14 protein-coding genes are annotated in these 15,797 nt (G+C 65.4%); 9 read left to right on the top strand and 5 right to left on the bottom strand.

Annotated features, from left to right (window positions below; all coding sequences use genetic code 11):
* Positions 1-138: 138 nt before the first annotated feature.
* A complete protein-coding gene (locus tag C8N44_RS18210) occupies positions 139-936 on the top strand; it encodes an IclR family transcriptional regulator domain-containing protein (RefSeq protein WP_107978211.1) in 798 nt (265 codons plus the stop codon).
* Positions 937-1,018: 82 nt separating this feature from the next.
* Here C8N44_RS18210 and C8N44_RS18205 read toward each other — a convergent pair whose 3' ends face one another.
* From C8N44_RS18205 to C8N44_RS18190, 4 genes are all read right to left on the bottom strand, one after another.
* Positions 1,019-1,591 carry a hypothetical protein gene (locus C8N44_RS18205; RefSeq protein ID WP_107978210.1) on the bottom strand — a complete coding sequence of 191 codons (573 nt, stop codon included), beginning with the start codon at positions 1,589-1,591 and terminating at the stop codon, positions 1,019-1,021.
* Positions 1,592-1,875: 284 nt separating this feature from the next.
* Entirely contained in the window at positions 1,876-2,604 is a 729-nt protein-coding gene (locus C8N44_RS18200; protein WP_107978209.1) for an SDR family oxidoreductase, read from the bottom strand.
* Between the two features lie 30 nt (positions 2,605-2,634).
* Positions 2,635-3,366: an SDR family oxidoreductase gene (locus C8N44_RS18195; protein ID WP_107978208.1), complete on the bottom strand. Its 732-nt coding sequence runs from the start codon at positions 3,364-3,366 to the stop codon at positions 2,635-2,637.
* Positions 3,363-4,331, bottom strand: a complete 969-nt coding sequence (locus C8N44_RS18190; protein WP_107978207.1) for a sugar-binding transcriptional regulator — start codon at positions 4,329-4,331, stop codon at positions 3,363-3,365. The genes C8N44_RS18195 and C8N44_RS18190 overlap by 4 nt, the downstream gene beginning before the upstream one ends.
* A gap of 201 nt (positions 4,332-4,532) precedes the next feature.
* On the opposite strand from C8N44_RS18190, the gene C8N44_RS18185 reads away from it, so the two are divergent.
* The 8 genes from C8N44_RS18185 to C8N44_RS18145 all read left to right on the top strand — a co-directional run bounded on the left by C8N44_RS18185 (position 4,533) and on the right by C8N44_RS18145 (position 12,062).
* Positions 4,533-5,984 (top strand): extracellular solute-binding protein, encoded by a 1,452-nt coding sequence (locus C8N44_RS18185; protein ID WP_107978206.1) that lies wholly within the window; start codon positions 4,533-4,535, stop codon positions 5,982-5,984.
* A 105-nt stretch (positions 5,985-6,089) separates the two neighbouring features.
* On the top strand, positions 6,090-6,962 hold the full coding sequence (locus C8N44_RS18180; protein WP_107978205.1) for a carbohydrate ABC transporter permease: 873 nt from the start codon (positions 6,090-6,092) through the stop codon (positions 6,960-6,962).
* A 10-nt stretch (positions 6,963-6,972) separates the two neighbouring features.
* Positions 6,973-7,809, top strand: coding sequence for a carbohydrate ABC transporter permease (locus C8N44_RS18175; protein ID WP_107978204.1), 837 nt, complete (start codon positions 6,973-6,975; stop codon positions 7,807-7,809).
* A gap of 4 nt (positions 7,810-7,813) precedes the next feature.
* The gene (locus C8N44_RS18170; RefSeq protein ID WP_107978203.1) at positions 7,814-8,056 is read left to right on the top strand and encodes a DUF2160 family membrane protein; all 243 of its coding nucleotides are present in this window, start codon (positions 7,814-7,816) and stop codon (positions 8,054-8,056) included.
* Between the two features lie 4 nt (positions 8,057-8,060).
* Complete coding sequence (locus tag C8N44_RS18165) at positions 8,061-9,113, top strand: NAD(P)-dependent alcohol dehydrogenase (RefSeq protein ID WP_107978202.1); 1,053 nt, start codon at positions 8,061-8,063, stop codon at positions 9,111-9,113.
* Between the two features lie 16 nt (positions 9,114-9,129).
* Positions 9,130-10,191 (top strand): ABC transporter ATP-binding protein, encoded by a 1,062-nt coding sequence (locus C8N44_RS18160; RefSeq protein ID WP_107978201.1) that lies wholly within the window; start codon positions 9,130-9,132, stop codon positions 10,189-10,191.
* Positions 10,188-10,883, top strand: a complete 696-nt coding sequence (locus C8N44_RS18155) for an HAD family hydrolase (RefSeq protein WP_170121104.1) — start codon at positions 10,188-10,190, stop codon at positions 10,881-10,883. Before C8N44_RS18160 ends, C8N44_RS18155 begins: the two co-directional genes overlap by 4 nt.
* A gap of 594 nt (positions 10,884-11,477) precedes the next feature.
* A complete protein-coding gene (locus C8N44_RS18145; protein WP_107978199.1) occupies positions 11,478-12,062 on the top strand; it encodes a GNAT family N-acetyltransferase in 585 nt (194 codons plus the stop codon).
* Positions 12,063-12,070: 8 nt separating this feature from the next.
* On the opposite strand, the gene C8N44_RS18140 is transcribed toward C8N44_RS18145, so the two are convergent.
* Complete coding sequence (locus C8N44_RS18140) at positions 12,071-15,748, bottom strand: ATP-binding protein (protein WP_158274090.1); 3,678 nt, start codon at positions 15,746-15,748, stop codon at positions 12,071-12,073.
* Positions 15,749-15,797 lie beyond the last annotated feature (49 nt).

Here is a 15,797-nt window from a genome sequence, read left to right as displayed (position 1 = left end):
GATCAAGCGGTCTCTCGGTTTCGGCTGAAATACTCCGAAGCCACTGCATCAGAAAGAGTTTTGCCTTCCGTGGCTGTCTTGTTGACTTCATCGTGACGAAAAAACAGAATGGTGTTCTGAAAAAATCGGGAAGCAGTGATGGCGACCACCACCGGCAAATCAGACAACGTCGCATCCGTGATGAAGGTCATTTCGGTGCTCGAGACGCTCTCGGACGAGCGCGAGGCGGCGCTTGCCACGATCGCGCAGCGGGCGATGACCTCCAAGAGCACGACGCACCGACTCTTGCAGACGATGGTAGATCTTGGCTACGTCGAACAGGACCCGCAGTCTGAGCGATACAGCCTGACGCTCAAGCTTTTCAGTGTCGCCGTCCATGCGCTCAACACCGAAACCGACCTGCTACGGGTGGCCGACCGCGGAATGGGGCGGCTGTCGCGGGCGACCGGCGAATCGATCAACTTGGGTGTTCTGGACGAACACGACAACCGTGTCGTCTACGTGCATGCCCGTCCTTCCGCCTACAATCTCTCGATGAAAAGCACCATCGGCCAGCGCAATCCGCTTTTCAGTACGTCGCTCGGCAAGGCACTACTCGCCTTTCGCAGCCCGGAGGAGGTCGACGAGCGGATCGCCGCAATGACCTTCAAGCAGTTCGCGCCGAACACCATTACTGATGCTGACGCACTGCGTGAGCAGCTTGCCGTAACGCGAGAACGCGGATTCGCCGAGGAAATCGAAGAGAGCGAAGCCGGCGTGCGCTGCATGGCGGTGCCGATCCTCGATCACCTCGGCAAGTCGATGGCGGCAATCTCGATGTCGTTTCCCCTGTTTCGCTTCGAGGAAAGCCGGCGTAGCGAATACGCGGGACTTCTTCTGGACGTGGGGCGGGAGATTTCGGAGCAGATGGGCTACTCCGGCCAGAAAATCGCCTGACGCCATGGTTGCGCGGCTGCGGCAATGAAAAGGGCGGCCCGCGTGGCCGCCCTTAATGCAACCAGGAATATCTTTGGCCGATTCAGGCCCGGCGACGGCGCCGCAAGGCTGCGAGGCTGCCGAGGCCGAAGATCCCAAGGAGGCCGGCGGCGGGAAGCGGCACGGCGGAAATCTCGCCGAAGCCATCGGCGCCGCTCAAGCCCGAGGCCTTGCCTGGGTCATTCCAGCTGAAGACGTTGTTCGCGGTATTGTTCTTGATCAGGACGTAGCGCGGATCCTTGCCACCCCAGGCGAGGTAGTATTCCGACGAGCCGGACCAGCCACCGTCCTCGTCCTTGAAGTTGGCAAGTTTGGGGGCGCTGAAATCGGTGTCCGAAGATTCGGACTGTCCGGCATAGGTCGTGCCGAGGATGTTGTTCACGAAACTCAGGCGATTGGCGTTGCTGTTGCTGTTGCCGATCTTGCCATAGGAGGCGCTCACCCAGTTACCGCCCTCAGCGTTGAAGTCGTCGATCGACAGATCCCAGAATTCGCAGGAGCCTGTGCAGGTGATATCGACAGACTTGGTGCCGGTGCTGACGATGGCGGCGGAAGCGCCGGAGACTAGGGAAGCGGTCGTGACCGCAGCAATCGCGAGCGTTTTCAGGCTGGACATCGGGAAATCCTCGATACGTGGCTAAACTGGGGCGATGACACTTTGTCGCCAATTTTCACCCATGGATGAATATTATCTTAACGTCAATGAATTGTGGCGAGAATGGCCCGATTTGCATCCATGGGTTGTGTCTCGCCTGATGGAATTGGATTTTCAGCATCCGATGCGTGTATCAGGCGAACAAAGGCGCCCGGTCTGCGCCGTTGGAGGCGCGATCCGGGCGCTGTGTCCTGTTTGTGTCTCTGGCGTGTCGGCCAGAGGGCGTCATGATTCGAGGCCGGGGCCTAGATGTCGAAGGTGGACGGCAGCACGACCATGTCGCGTATCGTGACATTGCGCGGCCGGGATAGCGCAAAAATGGCGGCGTCGGCCACTTCGCTTGGATCGAGCAGGGCGCCGGCCTCCTTGGCCTTGCGCAGGTTCTCCTCGGGCCAGTCGGCCAGGAGGGCGGAGGCGACGGGCCCGGGAGAAACCTGCCCAACGCGAACACCGTGAGGCAGCATCTGGCGGCGCATGATCTGCACGAAGCTGGTCATCGCCCACTTCGAGGCCGAGTAGACCGGCTCCCACGGGATGGCCGAGTGCCCCGCGACCGAGCAGGTCACGAGGATGTCGCCGCTGCCGCGTTCGGTCATGTGCGGGATCACCGCATGCACGTTCTTCATCACCGCGTTGACGTTGAGGTTCAGCATGCGGTCTATGGTGGCGGGATTGGTCTCGCTCAGGTCGCCGCCAATGTAGCTGCCTGCGTTGCAATGGAGGATGTCGATGCGGCCGGTGCGTTCCAGGATCTCTGGCACCATGGCGTCGCAGCTTTCTGCGTCGAGCAGATCGGTGACCTGGGCAAGGCAGTTTTTGCCGAGTTCCGCAGTCAGCCGGTCGAGCGCGGCCTTGTCGCGGTCGACGAGGACGACTGTGGCGCCCCCTTCGAGCAGGGCCCGGCCTGTGGCCAGCCCGATGCCCGATGCGCCGCCGGTGATCGCGGCGACCTTTCCTTCGAATGCGAGTGCCATGGGGTCCTCCTCCCTTGTGGCTCGTGAGTGTCAGACGGCGAGAAAGCCGCCGTCGACGGGCAGTACGGCACCGCTGACCATGGCGCTGTCCTCCGAAAGCAGCGCGGCGATGGCTGTGGCGACGTGATCGACCTCGGCAAATCGGCCCGAGGGATGGCGGACCATCATCGGTTCGGACTTGGCGGGGTCGCTCCATGCGGCGGCGGCCAGTTCGGTCATGGTGATGGTGGGGGCCACGCAGTTGACCCGGATGCCGTGCGGACCGAGCTCGCGTGCCATGACGCGGCTTGCCCCCTCGAGGCCGGCCTTGGACGCCGCGTAGCAGAGGTGTTCCGGAAAGCCGCGGTGCCCGGCGATGGAGGTCACGTTGACTATGGCGCCACCGCCGCCAGCGGCGATGCGGGCTCGTGCGAAGGCCTGCGCGCAGATCAGCGCGGCGCGCAGATTGATGCCCATGACCGCCTCGTAGCCCTCCTCGGTCATGTCGAGCACCGATTCCAGCACGTTGATCCCGGCACAGTTGACGAGAAACTCGGCCGGGCCCGCCTGCTCCATGGCGGCGCGGGCGGTAGCACTATCGGCAAGGTCGACAGCGATGACGCGCGCGCCTGTCTCGGCGGCGAGGCTGTCGAGGTCGGCGCGGGTGCGAGCAATCGCCACCACCCGCGCGCCGCGTTTGGCCAGCAGCGTCGCCGTGGCGCGGCCGATGCCCTTGCCGGCGCCGGTGACGATGGCGGTGCGGCCTTCGAAGTCGCTTGTCATGGGTCTCCTCCCTGGTCGGCAAGCAGCAGTTCGGCGGTGACGTCGTCGGTCACCAACGTATCGATGAGGCCGGCGCGTGCGGCGGCCCGGATGATCGGGGCCTTGTGCTGGCCGGCGGCGGCCATGATTTTGAGCGGCACGCGCGCGACGACATCGGTCGAGACGCCGATGGCGCGCCCGTCGATGGGGTGATCGATGGGCTGCCCTTCGGCATCGAGAAAACGGCCCAGCACGTCGCCGATGGCGCCGGCAGCGATCAGCTCCTCCGAGCTGACCTCGCCCGGCAGGCCGTTGGCCACGAGGAAGGATTTCTCGGAGACATCGCTTGCCGTGAGGATTGCAGCGTCGAGGTCCTCGAACTTGTCGAAATGGGCGCGGAAAAGGTCCTGCCCGAGGAAGGCCTCGCGGTCGACGCCTTCGGACAGGTAGACCGGCGCGGTCAGCAGCGAATACTGCGCGCCGAGCTTGCCGGCGAGGCCGGACGCGATGGAAAAGGCGTTGAAGGACGCGCCGCGCGAGGTGCCGCCGAGCATGGAGACCACCTCGAGATCCGGGTGGTCCAAGTTCGGCAGGCGGCGCATGGCGCTTTCGAGTGTGAGGCCCCAGGACACGCCGAGCCGCTTCCAGCCGCCGTCGCGCAGCGCCTCGACCAGGTAGCTTGCCAACGCGGCGCCCACGGGGGTGTGGTAGTCGTAACTGTCTCGGCTGGCGGGTGCCACGAGAACCTTCGCGACGCCGAGGTGGCTGCGCAGCCGGTCCTGAAGTTCCACGCGGGGCAGGAAGGGCGAGTCGAGTTCGATCCGAACCATGCCGCGGGCGCGGGCCTTCTGGATCGCCTGGTTCACGCGCAGGCGCGTCACTCCCATCATCCGCGCGACCTCGGCCTGCGTCATTTCGTTGATGAAGTAGTGCCAGCAGACCTCGCAGATGAAGGCGTCGCTGTCGTCCTGTTGCTCGCGCGGCATGTGTCTCTGGGCCCTCCGTGCGGCGCGTTGGGGCGCCTCCTTCAAGGGATGTGCCATCATATACAGATGTCACGCAATACGAACATGTGAAAATATTCAGTTGATCAGATTCAGATACATATGTAATTTCATGCCACGGGGATGTGCGCGGCCGGAGGACCTGGTGCCGGCGCATCGCTGCCAACTCTGTGGGAGGAGCTCATGAAGATCGCATTCCGGGCGGGCGCTTCGGCGCTTGCGCTGTCCATGGCCGCCGGACTGGCAACGGCGCAGGACATCACTATCGAGGACGCCGACTGGTGGTCCGAGGCGGGTACCAAGTTCGACGGCGTGACGCTGCGTGGCGTGACCGAGTCGACGCCGCCGTCCAATTTCGTCAGCGACGTTCTGGCCCCGAAGTTCGAGGAGCTGACCGGCATCCGTGTCGATGTCGAGACGACCTCGTGGGACCAGATGTACGACAAGGCCATCAAGGACATGGAGGCCGGCACCGGTATCTACGACATGGTCTATATCGAGCAGGATATCGTCTATGCCTACCTGGCGCGCGACTTCCTGGTGAACATCACCGAGGCGCTGGAAGAGCATCCCGAGCTGAAGGCGCCCAACTACGAGGAGGCGAATTTCACCAGCTTCGCCGACAACTTCCGCGGGGCCGAGGACGGTGATCTTTACGGCCTGCCGATGGAAGCCTTCATCAAGATCTATCTCTACCGGAAGGATCTTTTCGAAGATCCCGAGATCCAGGCCGCCTTCAAGGAAGAAACCGGCCACGACCTCAAACCCGCGACGACGCACGAGGAATACTCCGAGATCGCCCGGTTCTTCACGGCCTATGGCGAAGAAAACGACATGGATCTCTGGGGGACCACGGCGCAGGCCCATACCGGGCACCCCGCCTCGTGGTACGAGTATTTCGAGTCTGTGGCGCCCACCTACGGCGTCTACGACTGGGGCATCAATCCCGACGAGAACTATGCCGCGAGCGTCGAGAACGGCGGCGAGATGAACTCGGACGCCGCGAAAGAGGCGCTGACCTGGTGGCTGTCGATGCGGGATCTCGCGCCGCCTGAATCGGTGCAGTCGACCTGGACCGAGGTCGCCACGACCTTTGCCGCGGGCCGCGTCGCGCAGGGACTGGTCTACGGCGAGAACGCCGCCTGGATTGCCGCCGATGATACCAAGTCGCGTGTGGTGGGCAACGTGGGCGTCGCCCTGCCGCCGCTGGAAGACGGCGTGATGGAAGCTGCCGAGAGTGGCGAGGGCTACATCGGCTACTACGACGGCGGCGCCTTCGGCCTGCCGACAACCTCCAAGAATCAGGATGCCGCGCTGCTGTTCCTTCAGTTCATGGCCCTGCCCGAGGTGCAGGAGGAATGGGCGATGGCTTCGCGGATCACGCTGACCTCGACCTATGACGCGCCGAAGGTGAAGGAGCTCGACGAGGAACTGGGCGGTTACTACTCGATGCTTCGCGACCAGGGCTACCTGTTCAAGGGTGCACCGGAATACCCGTTCCACCGGCAGGTGCTCGAGGCGACGGCGCCGACCTTCTACTCGATCCTCACCGGGGACACCGGCGTCGACGAGGGGCTCGACGAGATGGCCCGCATCGCCGAGGAGGAACTGACCACCCTCGGCTACCGCCAATAGGCCAGGCAGTCAGGGCGCGCCGTCCCCTCCCGTTCGGCACGCCAGTCGCCCCGGCGCAATCGCGCCAAGGTCGCGCCGGGGCACCTTTCAAGAAAGGTCGCGACAATGCACTCCAACAGGCTGGGGTGGTGGCTTCTTGCGCCAACGCTCCTGGTTCTCTTTCTCTTCGGCGCGGTGCCGTTCTTCTACGTGGTGTGGCTGTCGTTCCACCAGTGGAACCCCTTCGCGGTGAACCCCGAGATCATCTACACCGGCGCCGACAACTTTCGCCGGCTGGTCTTCGACAGCGGCTTCCTGGCCTCGCTCGGGGTGACGGTCGCCTTCGTGGTCTTCGCGGTGCTGACCGAACTGATCGTGGGCTACTTGCTGGCCACGGCCTTCATGAAGGACTTCCCCGGCAAGGCGATCTTCCGCACGATCCACACCCTGCCGCTGATCATGGCGCCGATCATCGTCGGTTCGATCTGGAAGCTGATGACGACGCCCTCGATCGGGATCATTCCGCATCTGCTGGACGAATGGATCGGGTACGACCTGAACATCGGACAATCTGCGCTGGCGGCCTTTACGGTGACGGTGATCATGGACGTCTGGCACTGGACTCCGCTGGTCACGCTGACGCTGATCGCGGCGCTGGTGTCGCTGCCCGCCGATCCCTTCGAGCAGGCGCAGATCGACGGCGCCGGCAAGCGGCAGATCTTCTGGCACATCACGCTGCCGATGATTGCGCCAGCAGTGGTGGCCACGGTCTTTATCCGGCTGATGGACGCGCTGCGCACCGTGGACGAGGTGCTGATGCTGACCGGTGGCGGGCCGGGATCGGCGACGCGATATCTGGGCGTGCACATCTTCAAGGAGGTCTTCCCGAAGACGAACTACGGCTACGGATCGGCCATCTCCGTGATCGTCCTCTACCTGACCATTGTCGTTTGCTGGTTGCTCTATGTCGGCATGCTGGCACCCCGGACCAAGAAGTGAGGGCACGGACATGAAAAAGGGCAATCCCTGGCTTCGGACACTGTTCTGGATCTTCATCAGCTTCCTGACGCTGTTCCCGATCTACTGGCTTTTCGTGATCTCGGTGAAACCGGCGGTGGACCTCTTCTCGACCCCCGACATCATCCTGAAGAGCGCCTATTGGCAGAACTACGTGGATGTCTGGACCGACCGGACGCTGCGCGGCTACATGCTGAACTCGCTCATCATCTCGTCGGGCAACGCGCTGCTCTGCACGGGGCTTGGCTTCTTCGCCTGCTACGCGCTGACGCGCTTCGATCTGGGCGGGAAGGAGTCGATCTTCTTCTGGACCATCACCAACCGGATGGCGCCGCCGGCCGTGTTCCTGCTGCCGCTCTTCCTGCTGATGACCCAGGTCTACCGGGTGGGGGATTTCACGCTGCTCGACACGCGGATCGGGATGATCCTGGTCTATTGCACCTTCAACCTGCCCTTCGCGATCTGGACCCTGCGGCCGACGCTCGACGGCATCCCGCGCGAGCTGGACGAGGCGGCCTATGTGGATGGCGCGTCGAGCTGGAAGGTGATCTCGGAAGTGGTCTTCCCGCTGTGCCGCCCGGGCCTCGCGGTGACGCTGATCCTGACCTGGGTCTTTGCCTGGAACGAATACCTGCTGGCCGCGACGCTCACCAATTTCAACGCCCGAACGCTGACCACCGGCCTGTCGGAATACGTGACCACCACCGGGACGGAGTGGGGGATCATGGCGGCGATCTCGGTCTTTACCCTGATCCCGGCGCTGATCGTCTTCACCATGGTGCAGCGTCACATCGTGACGGGGCTCACCTTCGGCGCCGTGAAAGGCTGATGCGATGACACAGACTGACGACGAGCCCATCGACATCCTCGAGGACGACGCTCCGCCACCGCCGGCCCCGGCCCACGGGTTCCTGCCGATCGAGACGAACTGGTTCGACCGGCTGTTCATCTCGCTCGTGATCTGGGTCGCGATCTGCCTTGTCTGGCTGCGTTTCATCGAACCGCTGGGCGCGGATCTCTACATCGCGCACGGCGTCTCGGTCGCGCTGGGCCTCTACATAATCTGGAAGGGATAAACGGATGAAGTCGCTCGTCCTTGAGCAAAAACACGAACTGTCGCTGCGCGACTTTCCCCAGATCGACCGCGAGGAGGAAGTTCTGGGCCCGCGCGAGGTTCGGATCAAACTGCACACGGTCGGGATCTGCGGGTCGGACGTGCATTACTACACTCACGGTCGCATCGGTCCCTTTGTCGTCACCGAACCCATGATCCTCGGGCACGAGGCATCGGGGACCGTGATCGAGATTGGCGACGAGGTCACGACGCTTGCGGTGGGCGACCGGGTCTGCGCCGAGCCGGGCATTCCCGATCCCAATTCGCGCGCGACGCGGCTGGGCATCTACAACGTGGACCCGGCCGTGCGCTTCTGGGCCACGCCGCCGGTCCACGGCATCCTGCGGCCCACCTGCGTGCACCCCGAGGCCTTCACCTTCAAGCTGCCCGACGCGGTGAGCTTTGCGGAGGCGGCCATGGTGGAGCCGCTGGCGGTGGGCGTGCACGCGGCCACCAAGGCGCGGGTCAAGCCAGGCGACATCGGCGTGGTGATGGGGGCGGGGCCCATTGGGCTTGTCACGGCGCTTTCTGCCCTCGCGGCTGGCTGCGCGCGGGTCTACGTGACCGACCTGGCAGAAAAGAAGCTCGAGATCGCAGCCTCGCTGAGCCCGGCCATCGTGCCGGTCAACGTGGGGCGCGAGACCCTTGCCGAACGGGTGCTGGCCGAAACCGACGGCTGGGGCGCGGACGTGGTCTGGGAGGCGACGGGATCGCCCAAGGCCGCTGCGGGGGTGTTCGAGCCACTGGCGCCGGGCGGCTGCGTGACGCTGATCGGCGGACAGCCCGATCCGATCAGCTACGACGCGGGCGCGGCCATGGTGCGCGAAGCTCGGGTCGAGAACATCTTTCGCTATGCCCATGTCTTCCCGCGTTGCCTGGCCATGCTGGCCTCGGGCGCGATCGACGTGAAGCCGCTCATCACCCGCACCTTTGCCTTCGACGACAGCGTGGCGGCCTTCGAGCGGGCCGCCGAGGCGCCGCCGGAGGATGTGAAGATGCAGATCGAACTGCCACAGTAGACGAGGAATACCTTCCATGGCCGACGTGAAGATCGACAATGTCATCAAGCGCTACGGTGCCGTGCAGGTCATGCACGGCGTCTCGGTGGATATCGAGGACGGCGAGTTCGTGGTGCTGGTGGGCCCCTCGGGCTGCGGCAAGTCCACGCTGCTGAGGATGCTGGCCGGGCTCGAGGAGATTTCGGACGGGACGGTGTCCATCGGCGGGCGCGTGGTCAACGACGTGCTTCCCAAGGAGCGCGACATCGCCATGGTTTTTCAGAGCTACGCGCTCTACCCGCACAAGACGGTCTTCGACAATATCGGCTTTCCGCTGAAGATGGCGCAGCGGTCCAAGGACGAGATCCGCGAGAAGGTCGAGCACGCAGCGGGCATCCTCGACCTGACCAAGTATCTCAAGCGCTTTCCGAAGGAGCTTTCGGGCGGTCAGCGGCAGCGGGTGGCCATGGGGCGCGCCATCGTGCGCGATCCGCAGGTGTTCCTGTTCGACGAGCCGCTGTCAAACCTCGATGCCAAGCTGCGCGTGACCATGCGCGTCGAGATCAAGGAGTTGCACCAGCGGCTCGGGACCACCATCGTCTATGTCACACACGACCAGATCGAGGCCATGACCATGGCCGACAAGATCGTCGTGATGCGCGATGGCCGGGTGGAGCAGATCGGATCGCCGCTGGATCTCTACGACCATCCCGCCAATGTCTTCGTCGCAGGCTTCATCGGCTCCCCCTCGATGAATTTCCTGCACGGGCGCATCGCCTCGGAAGGCGAGGCGCAGCGCTTTGTTTCGGACAGCGGGCTGACCCTTCCGGTGCCGGCGGGGCGCGCGGCGGACGGGCAGGCCGTGACCTACGGCATCCGGCCCGAGGACATCGCCATCGGCGAGGGCGGCGTGCCGGTGCAGGTGGTCGTGGTGGAGCCCACGGGATCCGAGACACAGGTCTTTGCCCGGTCCGGAAAGGACCTGATCGATGCCATCGTGAAGGAGCGGCTTTCGGCCCGGCCCGGGCAGGAGATCGGGTTCGTCATCGACCCGGCGAAGGTGCATCTCTTCGACCGGGACAGCGAACAGCACCTGTGACCGGCACCGGACGGATCGAGGCGGTCATCTTCGACCTCGACGGCTGCCTCGTGGACAGCGAACCGCATGCACTCGAGGCGATTGCCGCCGAGATGCGTGCGGAGGGGATCGTGGATGCGCGAGCCGAGGAGATCGGACGCGACTACCTCGGGGTCTCCATGACCGATCTCTGCCGCGACATCGCGCGGCGTCTGGGGCGGGAGGTGCCCGGCGATTTCGTCGAACGTGTGGAGAGGCGGTTGTTCGAGGTCTACGAGCGGCGGTTGCGACGGATCGATGGGGCGCTGGGCCTATTAGACCGTTTGGAGGCCGCGGGCGTGGCAATAGCCATTGCCACCGGCGGCTCGATCCGGCGCATGACCGAGACGCTGCGCATCGGCGGTCTCTCCGAGCGTTTCGAGGGCCGCGCCTTTTCGGCCGAACTTGTGCCGCGCGGCAAGCCCGCGCCCGACGTCTTCCTGCTTGCGGCAGAAGGTCTGGGCGTCTCGCCGGGCCGGTGTGCCGTGCTAGAGGATTCGCCGCATGGTATTGCCGGGGCGTTTGCAGGGGGGATGAGACCGGTGGGCTTTGTCGGCGGCAGCCATCTCGACCCGATCCGAGACGTGCACAGATCAAGGTTGATCGATGCTGGTGCCGTCGAAGTGGTGGAGACCTTGGGCGCGGCCGATGCCGCGCTGACCGTGGGCCGGTAGGAGAGAAAAGCGCCGGCCCGTCCGGGCCGACGCTTCATGGCAGTGGCATGGTCCTTGAGAGATATGCTCAGGCGGCGCGGCCCGTGACACGTGTCTGGCGGCGCACTTGCGAGGAACCTGTCTCGACCGGCGCGATACCTTGGAGGAGGGGCGCAGCGGGACGCCGTTCCGCGCGCACGGCGCTGCCGATAGCCTTGCGCTCGTGGATCGAAGGTTGCGACTGAGAGGGTAATATCCGTGTCCGGGCGAGACTGCCTTCGGTTGTAACGCTTCCGGACGCGGCGAGGCTCGAGGCTACGGCTGCGATGAGGACGACGACGGCGGCGTGGCGGAGGCGGTATGAGGGGCCACGGAGCGGTTGGTAAACGGAAATCATGGTCATGGGAGGAATCCCTTTCTGGAAATGTGGAGTTTGAAGATCCGGACCTGACGGAGCCGGGCACCGAGGGGTGCCGGTCCGGACCGGCCATGGCAGCCGTATGGGGGAGGGCCGTGGCCGGTAGCGTTCGGCGGGCGTTATTTCCGCGTTAAATGCGCTGCTGCCGTGCCCGAACACGTTTACAAGCATCGCGGCGTTCCGAATGATCGGAGGCGATGGTCGCCGCGATCCCCCGGCGCCGCGATGTGCCAGGAAGGATGCGTTCCATGACCTCAGACCCGCTCCAGTCCGAGCCGCTGGAAATCCGCATCCGTCATGTGCGCGCGGTGGACGCGCCGAGTATCGCCGAGATCATGAACGCGCGACACGTCAATCTCGGCACGCAGCGGTTTCCGTATCATCCAGATACAAGCATCGCGTCGCGGATTGCCGACGATCCGGCCAAGTTCAAGCTGGTGGCCGAGATGGGTGGCCGCATAGCGGGCTACGGGGAACTGGAGACCTGGCCGGATCGGCCGCGCTTGCGGCACGGGGCCGAAATCGACATGGTGGCGACGCATCCCGATTTCAGAGGGTTCGGCATCGGTGCGGCGCTGCTGGGGGAAATGATCGACCTCGCGGACCGTTGGCTGCAGGTGAGCCGACTGCAGCTTTTTGTCTGGGACGGTAACGCACGTGCCATCGCGCTTTATGAACGGTTCGGCTTCGTCACCGAGGGGCGTCTGCGCAAGTTCGTCTTCGTCGATGGGCAATATCGCGATGCCTTCATCATGGCGCGGCTTCTGCAGGACGCTCGCTGACCCGGCGCCTAGACCGTACCCGACAGCCTTGCGAGCATACGGTCCGGCGTCGCGCCCGGCGGCAGGCTGCCGGTGCGGAGGCCTTCGGACCGGGTGATCCGGTCAGCGCGGGAAAGTAGTTGTGCAGCCTTGTCCGGATCCTTGTCTTGCAGCAGCCGGGACATGGTTCGGAGGATTTTCTCAATCACCATGGGCATTCCGATGGCCTCGGCCTCCTCCAGCACACAGGCGAGTTCGGGCAGTGCGTCCTCCGCGCAGGCCAGCGCGGCACGCGCCTTGATCCGGGCTATCCTGAGCAGCCCGTCGCCCGGGGCCTCGAGCAGGCGACGCAAGGCAGCAGCGCCCCGCGCATGGTCATCCGAGCCGAGTTGCAGTTCCCCGATCTCGGCCTCGGCCCAGGCGATATACGCGGGCAGTTCCGCTTGATCTGCGATCCCGGCTGCGGTTTCGAAGGCACGTATTGCCGCCTCCTTGGCCCCCAGTTGGGCGCAGGTCTCGCTCAAGGCGCGGCTTGCGATGTAGCGATCGACCGGGCGCGACGTCTCGCAAGCCGTTTCGGCGGCAGCGATGGCGCTGTCCCACGCCGCATTGCCCGAGCCAAGCGCCGCGTTGGCGCGGGCCAAATGGTAGTGCAGCATCACGTGGCGCGTCACGAGAAGCCCGTTTCGGGCGTCGCGCCGGTCGTCCCAGGCGGAGCGATGCGGGTGGATGGCGTCAAGCGCGGCGCGCATCCGGCCCCGCAGTGACTGCGTCTGGCAACGCGCGAGGGAGATTTCGGCGACGAGGTCGTCCTCACCGGCGCGCCGGGCAGCGGCTTCGCCTCGGTCGCAGTATTCGAGCCCGAGATCTGCCTTGCCGTCATCCGCATGAATGTAGGCACGCTGGATGCAGATCTCGGCGAGGCGCCTGTCATCCTCGAGTTCACGCGCGATTTCTTCGGCGCGCTCCAGCCCCTCGACCATGCGGGCCCTTTCCCGGAGCGGCCAGAGCAGGGGGCGGCGCCACGCAAGAATATCCGCCTCGCGCCGACGGTTGTCCACGCCCGGCGGCGCGGCCTTGATGGCACGCAGCGCAAGTTCGGTCATGCGGAATGCTGCGGCGTAGGCGGACCTGCGGGCGGCATCCTGCGCGGCCTCCGAGGCAAGGTCGATCGCACGGTCGAAGAGCCCGCCCTCGAAGGCGTGCAGGGCAAGTTCGGCCGCCAGGTCACCGCCGGTCGCTGGGGCTTCTCGGTCGTGCAGGGCCATAACGCCCGCGTGGAGTTCAGCCCGCCGACGCTGGGGGATGCCGTGATAGGCCGCGTCCTGCACAAGTGCATGGCGGAAGGCGAAGACCCGCTGCGGATAGCTGCGGATCCTGTAGAGCAGATCGGCGTTGGCGAGTTCCGAGAGGGCCGCCTCGAAGGCGTCGCGACGTAGCTCTGAAAGGTCTTGCAGCGCGGTTTCGGAAGGTGTGGCGCCCAGAACAGCAGCGGCGTCGAGAACGCGGCGCGCGGCGGTGTCGAGCGTGTCCATCCGGTGCGAGAGAAGACCGCGCAGGGCCATGGGGACGGGGTCGTGGGCCCCCGGAATCTGAGCGGATTCCAGGCTTGTCTCGGTTTCGCCGGCATTGATGGCCCGGGACAGTTCCTCGAGGAAGAGCGGGATGCCGCCCCCCCGCGACAGGACCGACCTGCGGGTCGTCTCGGGGATCGACGAGGCGCCGAGGATCACGGCCGCGCACCGGTCGTCCAGCGGACGCAGGTCGATCTGCCGAACGTGCGGCTGGTCGCTCCATGTCTCGACCACGCTGGGTCGCTGGGTAATCAGGATCATGGGCCCCGCCGCGCCTTGTTTGCGAACCATCAGGTCGAGCAACATGCGTCCGTCTTCGTCGGCCCAATGGGCATCTTCAACCAGCAGCATGCCGTTGCGACCGCAGGTTGCCTCTGCCAGCACGATGATGGCCTCGGCCAGGTCCTGAAAGCGGCGGCCGCGGGGGAGGGCGAGCCAAGCGTTGCCGCTCTCTTCTGGCGCGAGGATGGCACGGAGCGGGGCCTCCAGATCGGCGGGGAGGGAGAGCCCAGCGAGTGTCGTCGGCAGGTGAGCCGCTGCGTCGGAAACCTCTCCGCTGCCCAGAAGGGCTTTCAGGGCCTGCCGAAACCGCGTGAGGCCGCCGCCGGTCTCGCCGCGTGCGAACTGGACACGGATCATTCCGTCGGGCTTGGCGAGCCTGTGAAATTCGTAGGCAAGGCGGGATTTGCCGATGCCGGGTTCGCCAGTGATGAGCGCGATGCGCCGCCCATCCTGCTGCAGCACCTCGACCAGAGCGGCACATTCCGCATCCCTCCCGCAGAAGGGACTGAGCCCCCGGGCGACACGAATGTCAAAACCGCTGCGCGAGGTCGTTTCGCCGGCAAGTCTCCAGATGGGCATCTGTTCAGCCGACCGATCCAGCGGCAGCGGCTCGGCCCGCACGATGTCGAAGGCGCCGCGACAGGCGGCTTCGACCGGCTGGGTGATCCGGACGGTGCCGATTGGCGTACTGCCTGCGAGGGATTGTGCGACAAGCGCGAGCGGGTAGGTCTCGATTCCGGGGCCGACCAGCCCGCTGCCGCTGTGCAGGGCGACGGCACAGTCGAGGCCGGCTATCTCGTAGGCGGCAAATGCCGCCGAGAGGGCCGGGCTTTCGTCGGGGCGGTCGACCCCGAAGACGTAGGACAGGTGAGGCCCGGCGCTGCCGAGAATGCGGCCGCCTTCACGTGTGACGATAGCGGCGATGGCATCGCGGGCGCCACGGGCGCGCGACTCGGCCTCCTCCGGGTCAGCTACCTGCAGCGCCGATAGCAGCCGTTCCGAGAGGATGTGCATCGCCGCGACGTGGCGCAGGTGCGGGACGGCCTCGGGTGAATCGGCTTCATCGGCGGTCCTGCCCGGGGGGACTGCTGTGGCGCCCTCGGGCTTGGGGTCAGGCTCAGGCGAAACGGGCGCTGGGGCTTCCGTCACATCCCGCGCGGACCGTATCTCGCGGTAGAGGGTTTGTGTCTCGTCCTCGACCGAAACCGAGAGCTCTGTGCGGATCCGGTGGCTCGTGTCCTGGAACGCCTGGAGCGCGAGGTTGCGCCGGCCCTGTCGCCAAAGCGCCGTCATGAGCGCGCGCAGCGCCGTCTCGTCGTAGGGTTCGAGCGAGAGACCCTGCCGCGCAAGACGTTCGAGTTCGTTGTAGTCCCGGCGGGCTTCGGCAGCGCGCGCAGCGCGGGCCAGCCACGCCACCGTCTGGTGCCTTAGATCAGCCCGAGCCGCCTGCAGGAGATCGTCGATTTCCTGGTCGAAACCGGTCAGCCCGTCGAGCGGCAGCCCGGTTGGCGGTGTCCCGGTGAGGTCATTCCGGTCGAAGAAGTCGGTGTCGAGTTGCACCGCCTCGCGCCGGAGCTTGATCCATCCGGAGGTCGCTTCCAGCACGTTGGCATGGCGTGCGCCAAGGCTCGTGCGGAGCCGGAAGAGCCCCTGTCGGAGCGAGGCCCGGGCCTGATCATCGGGCTGGCCTGGCCAGATCAGCGCCGCGAGGTAGGAACGGCTGAAGGCTTTCCCCGGCTCGAGCGCGAGGATCGCGAGAAGTGCCTCGACCCGGCGCGTCGGCAGCCTGACGGGCACGCCGTCGGCGCGCGCCTCGAAGAGGCCAAATAGGTTGATCGAGAGCTTTTCCATTGCGTGTTGTCGGTATGGCCGCGGCATTTCGGTACGACGGGGCGGCTGC

Origin of the sequence: Allosediminivita pacifica (assembly GCF_003054175.1) — a bacterium.
Taxonomy (GTDB): Bacteria; Pseudomonadota; Alphaproteobacteria; order Rhodobacterales; family Rhodobacteraceae; genus Allosediminivita; species Allosediminivita pacifica.
This window is presented reverse-complemented; position numbering and strand designations above follow the sequence as displayed.

Excerpts from the sequence above, each read along its gene's own strand:
- C8N44_RS18210 (WP_107978211.1), top strand. The coding sequence starts at position 139 with ATGGCGACCACCACCGGCAAATCAGACAACGTCGCATCCGTGATGAAG.
- C8N44_RS18205 (WP_107978210.1), bottom strand. The coding sequence starts at position 1,591 with ATGTCCAGCCTGAAAACGCTCGCGATTGCTGCGGTCACGACCGCTTCC.
- C8N44_RS18200 (WP_107978209.1), bottom strand. The coding sequence starts at position 2,604 with ATGGCACTCGCATTCGAAGGAAAGGTCGCCGCGATCACCGGCGGCGCA.
- C8N44_RS18195 (WP_107978208.1), bottom strand. The coding sequence starts at position 3,366 with ATGACAAGCGACTTCGAAGGCCGCACCGCCATCGTCACCGGCGCCGGC.
- C8N44_RS18190 (WP_107978207.1), bottom strand. The coding sequence starts at position 4,331 with ATGCCGCGCGAGCAACAGGACGACAGCGACGCCTTCATCTGCGAGGTC.
- C8N44_RS18185 (WP_107978206.1), top strand. The coding sequence starts at position 4,533 with ATGAAGATCGCATTCCGGGCGGGCGCTTCGGCGCTTGCGCTGTCCATG.
- C8N44_RS18180 (WP_107978205.1), top strand. The coding sequence starts at position 6,090 with ATGCACTCCAACAGGCTGGGGTGGTGGCTTCTTGCGCCAACGCTCCTG.
- C8N44_RS18175 (WP_107978204.1), top strand. The coding sequence starts at position 6,973 with ATGAAAAAGGGCAATCCCTGGCTTCGGACACTGTTCTGGATCTTCATC.
- C8N44_RS18170 (WP_107978203.1), top strand. The coding sequence starts at position 7,814 with ATGACACAGACTGACGACGAGCCCATCGACATCCTCGAGGACGACGCT.
- C8N44_RS18165 (WP_107978202.1), top strand. The coding sequence starts at position 8,061 with ATGAAGTCGCTCGTCCTTGAGCAAAAACACGAACTGTCGCTGCGCGAC.
- C8N44_RS18160 (WP_107978201.1), top strand. The coding sequence starts at position 9,130 with ATGGCCGACGTGAAGATCGACAATGTCATCAAGCGCTACGGTGCCGTG.
- C8N44_RS18145 (WP_107978199.1), top strand. The coding sequence starts at position 11,478 with ATGGTCGCCGCGATCCCCCGGCGCCGCGATGTGCCAGGAAGGATGCGT.
- C8N44_RS18140 (WP_158274090.1), bottom strand. The coding sequence starts at position 15,748 with ATGGAAAAGCTCTCGATCAACCTATTTGGCCTCTTCGAGGCGCGCGCC.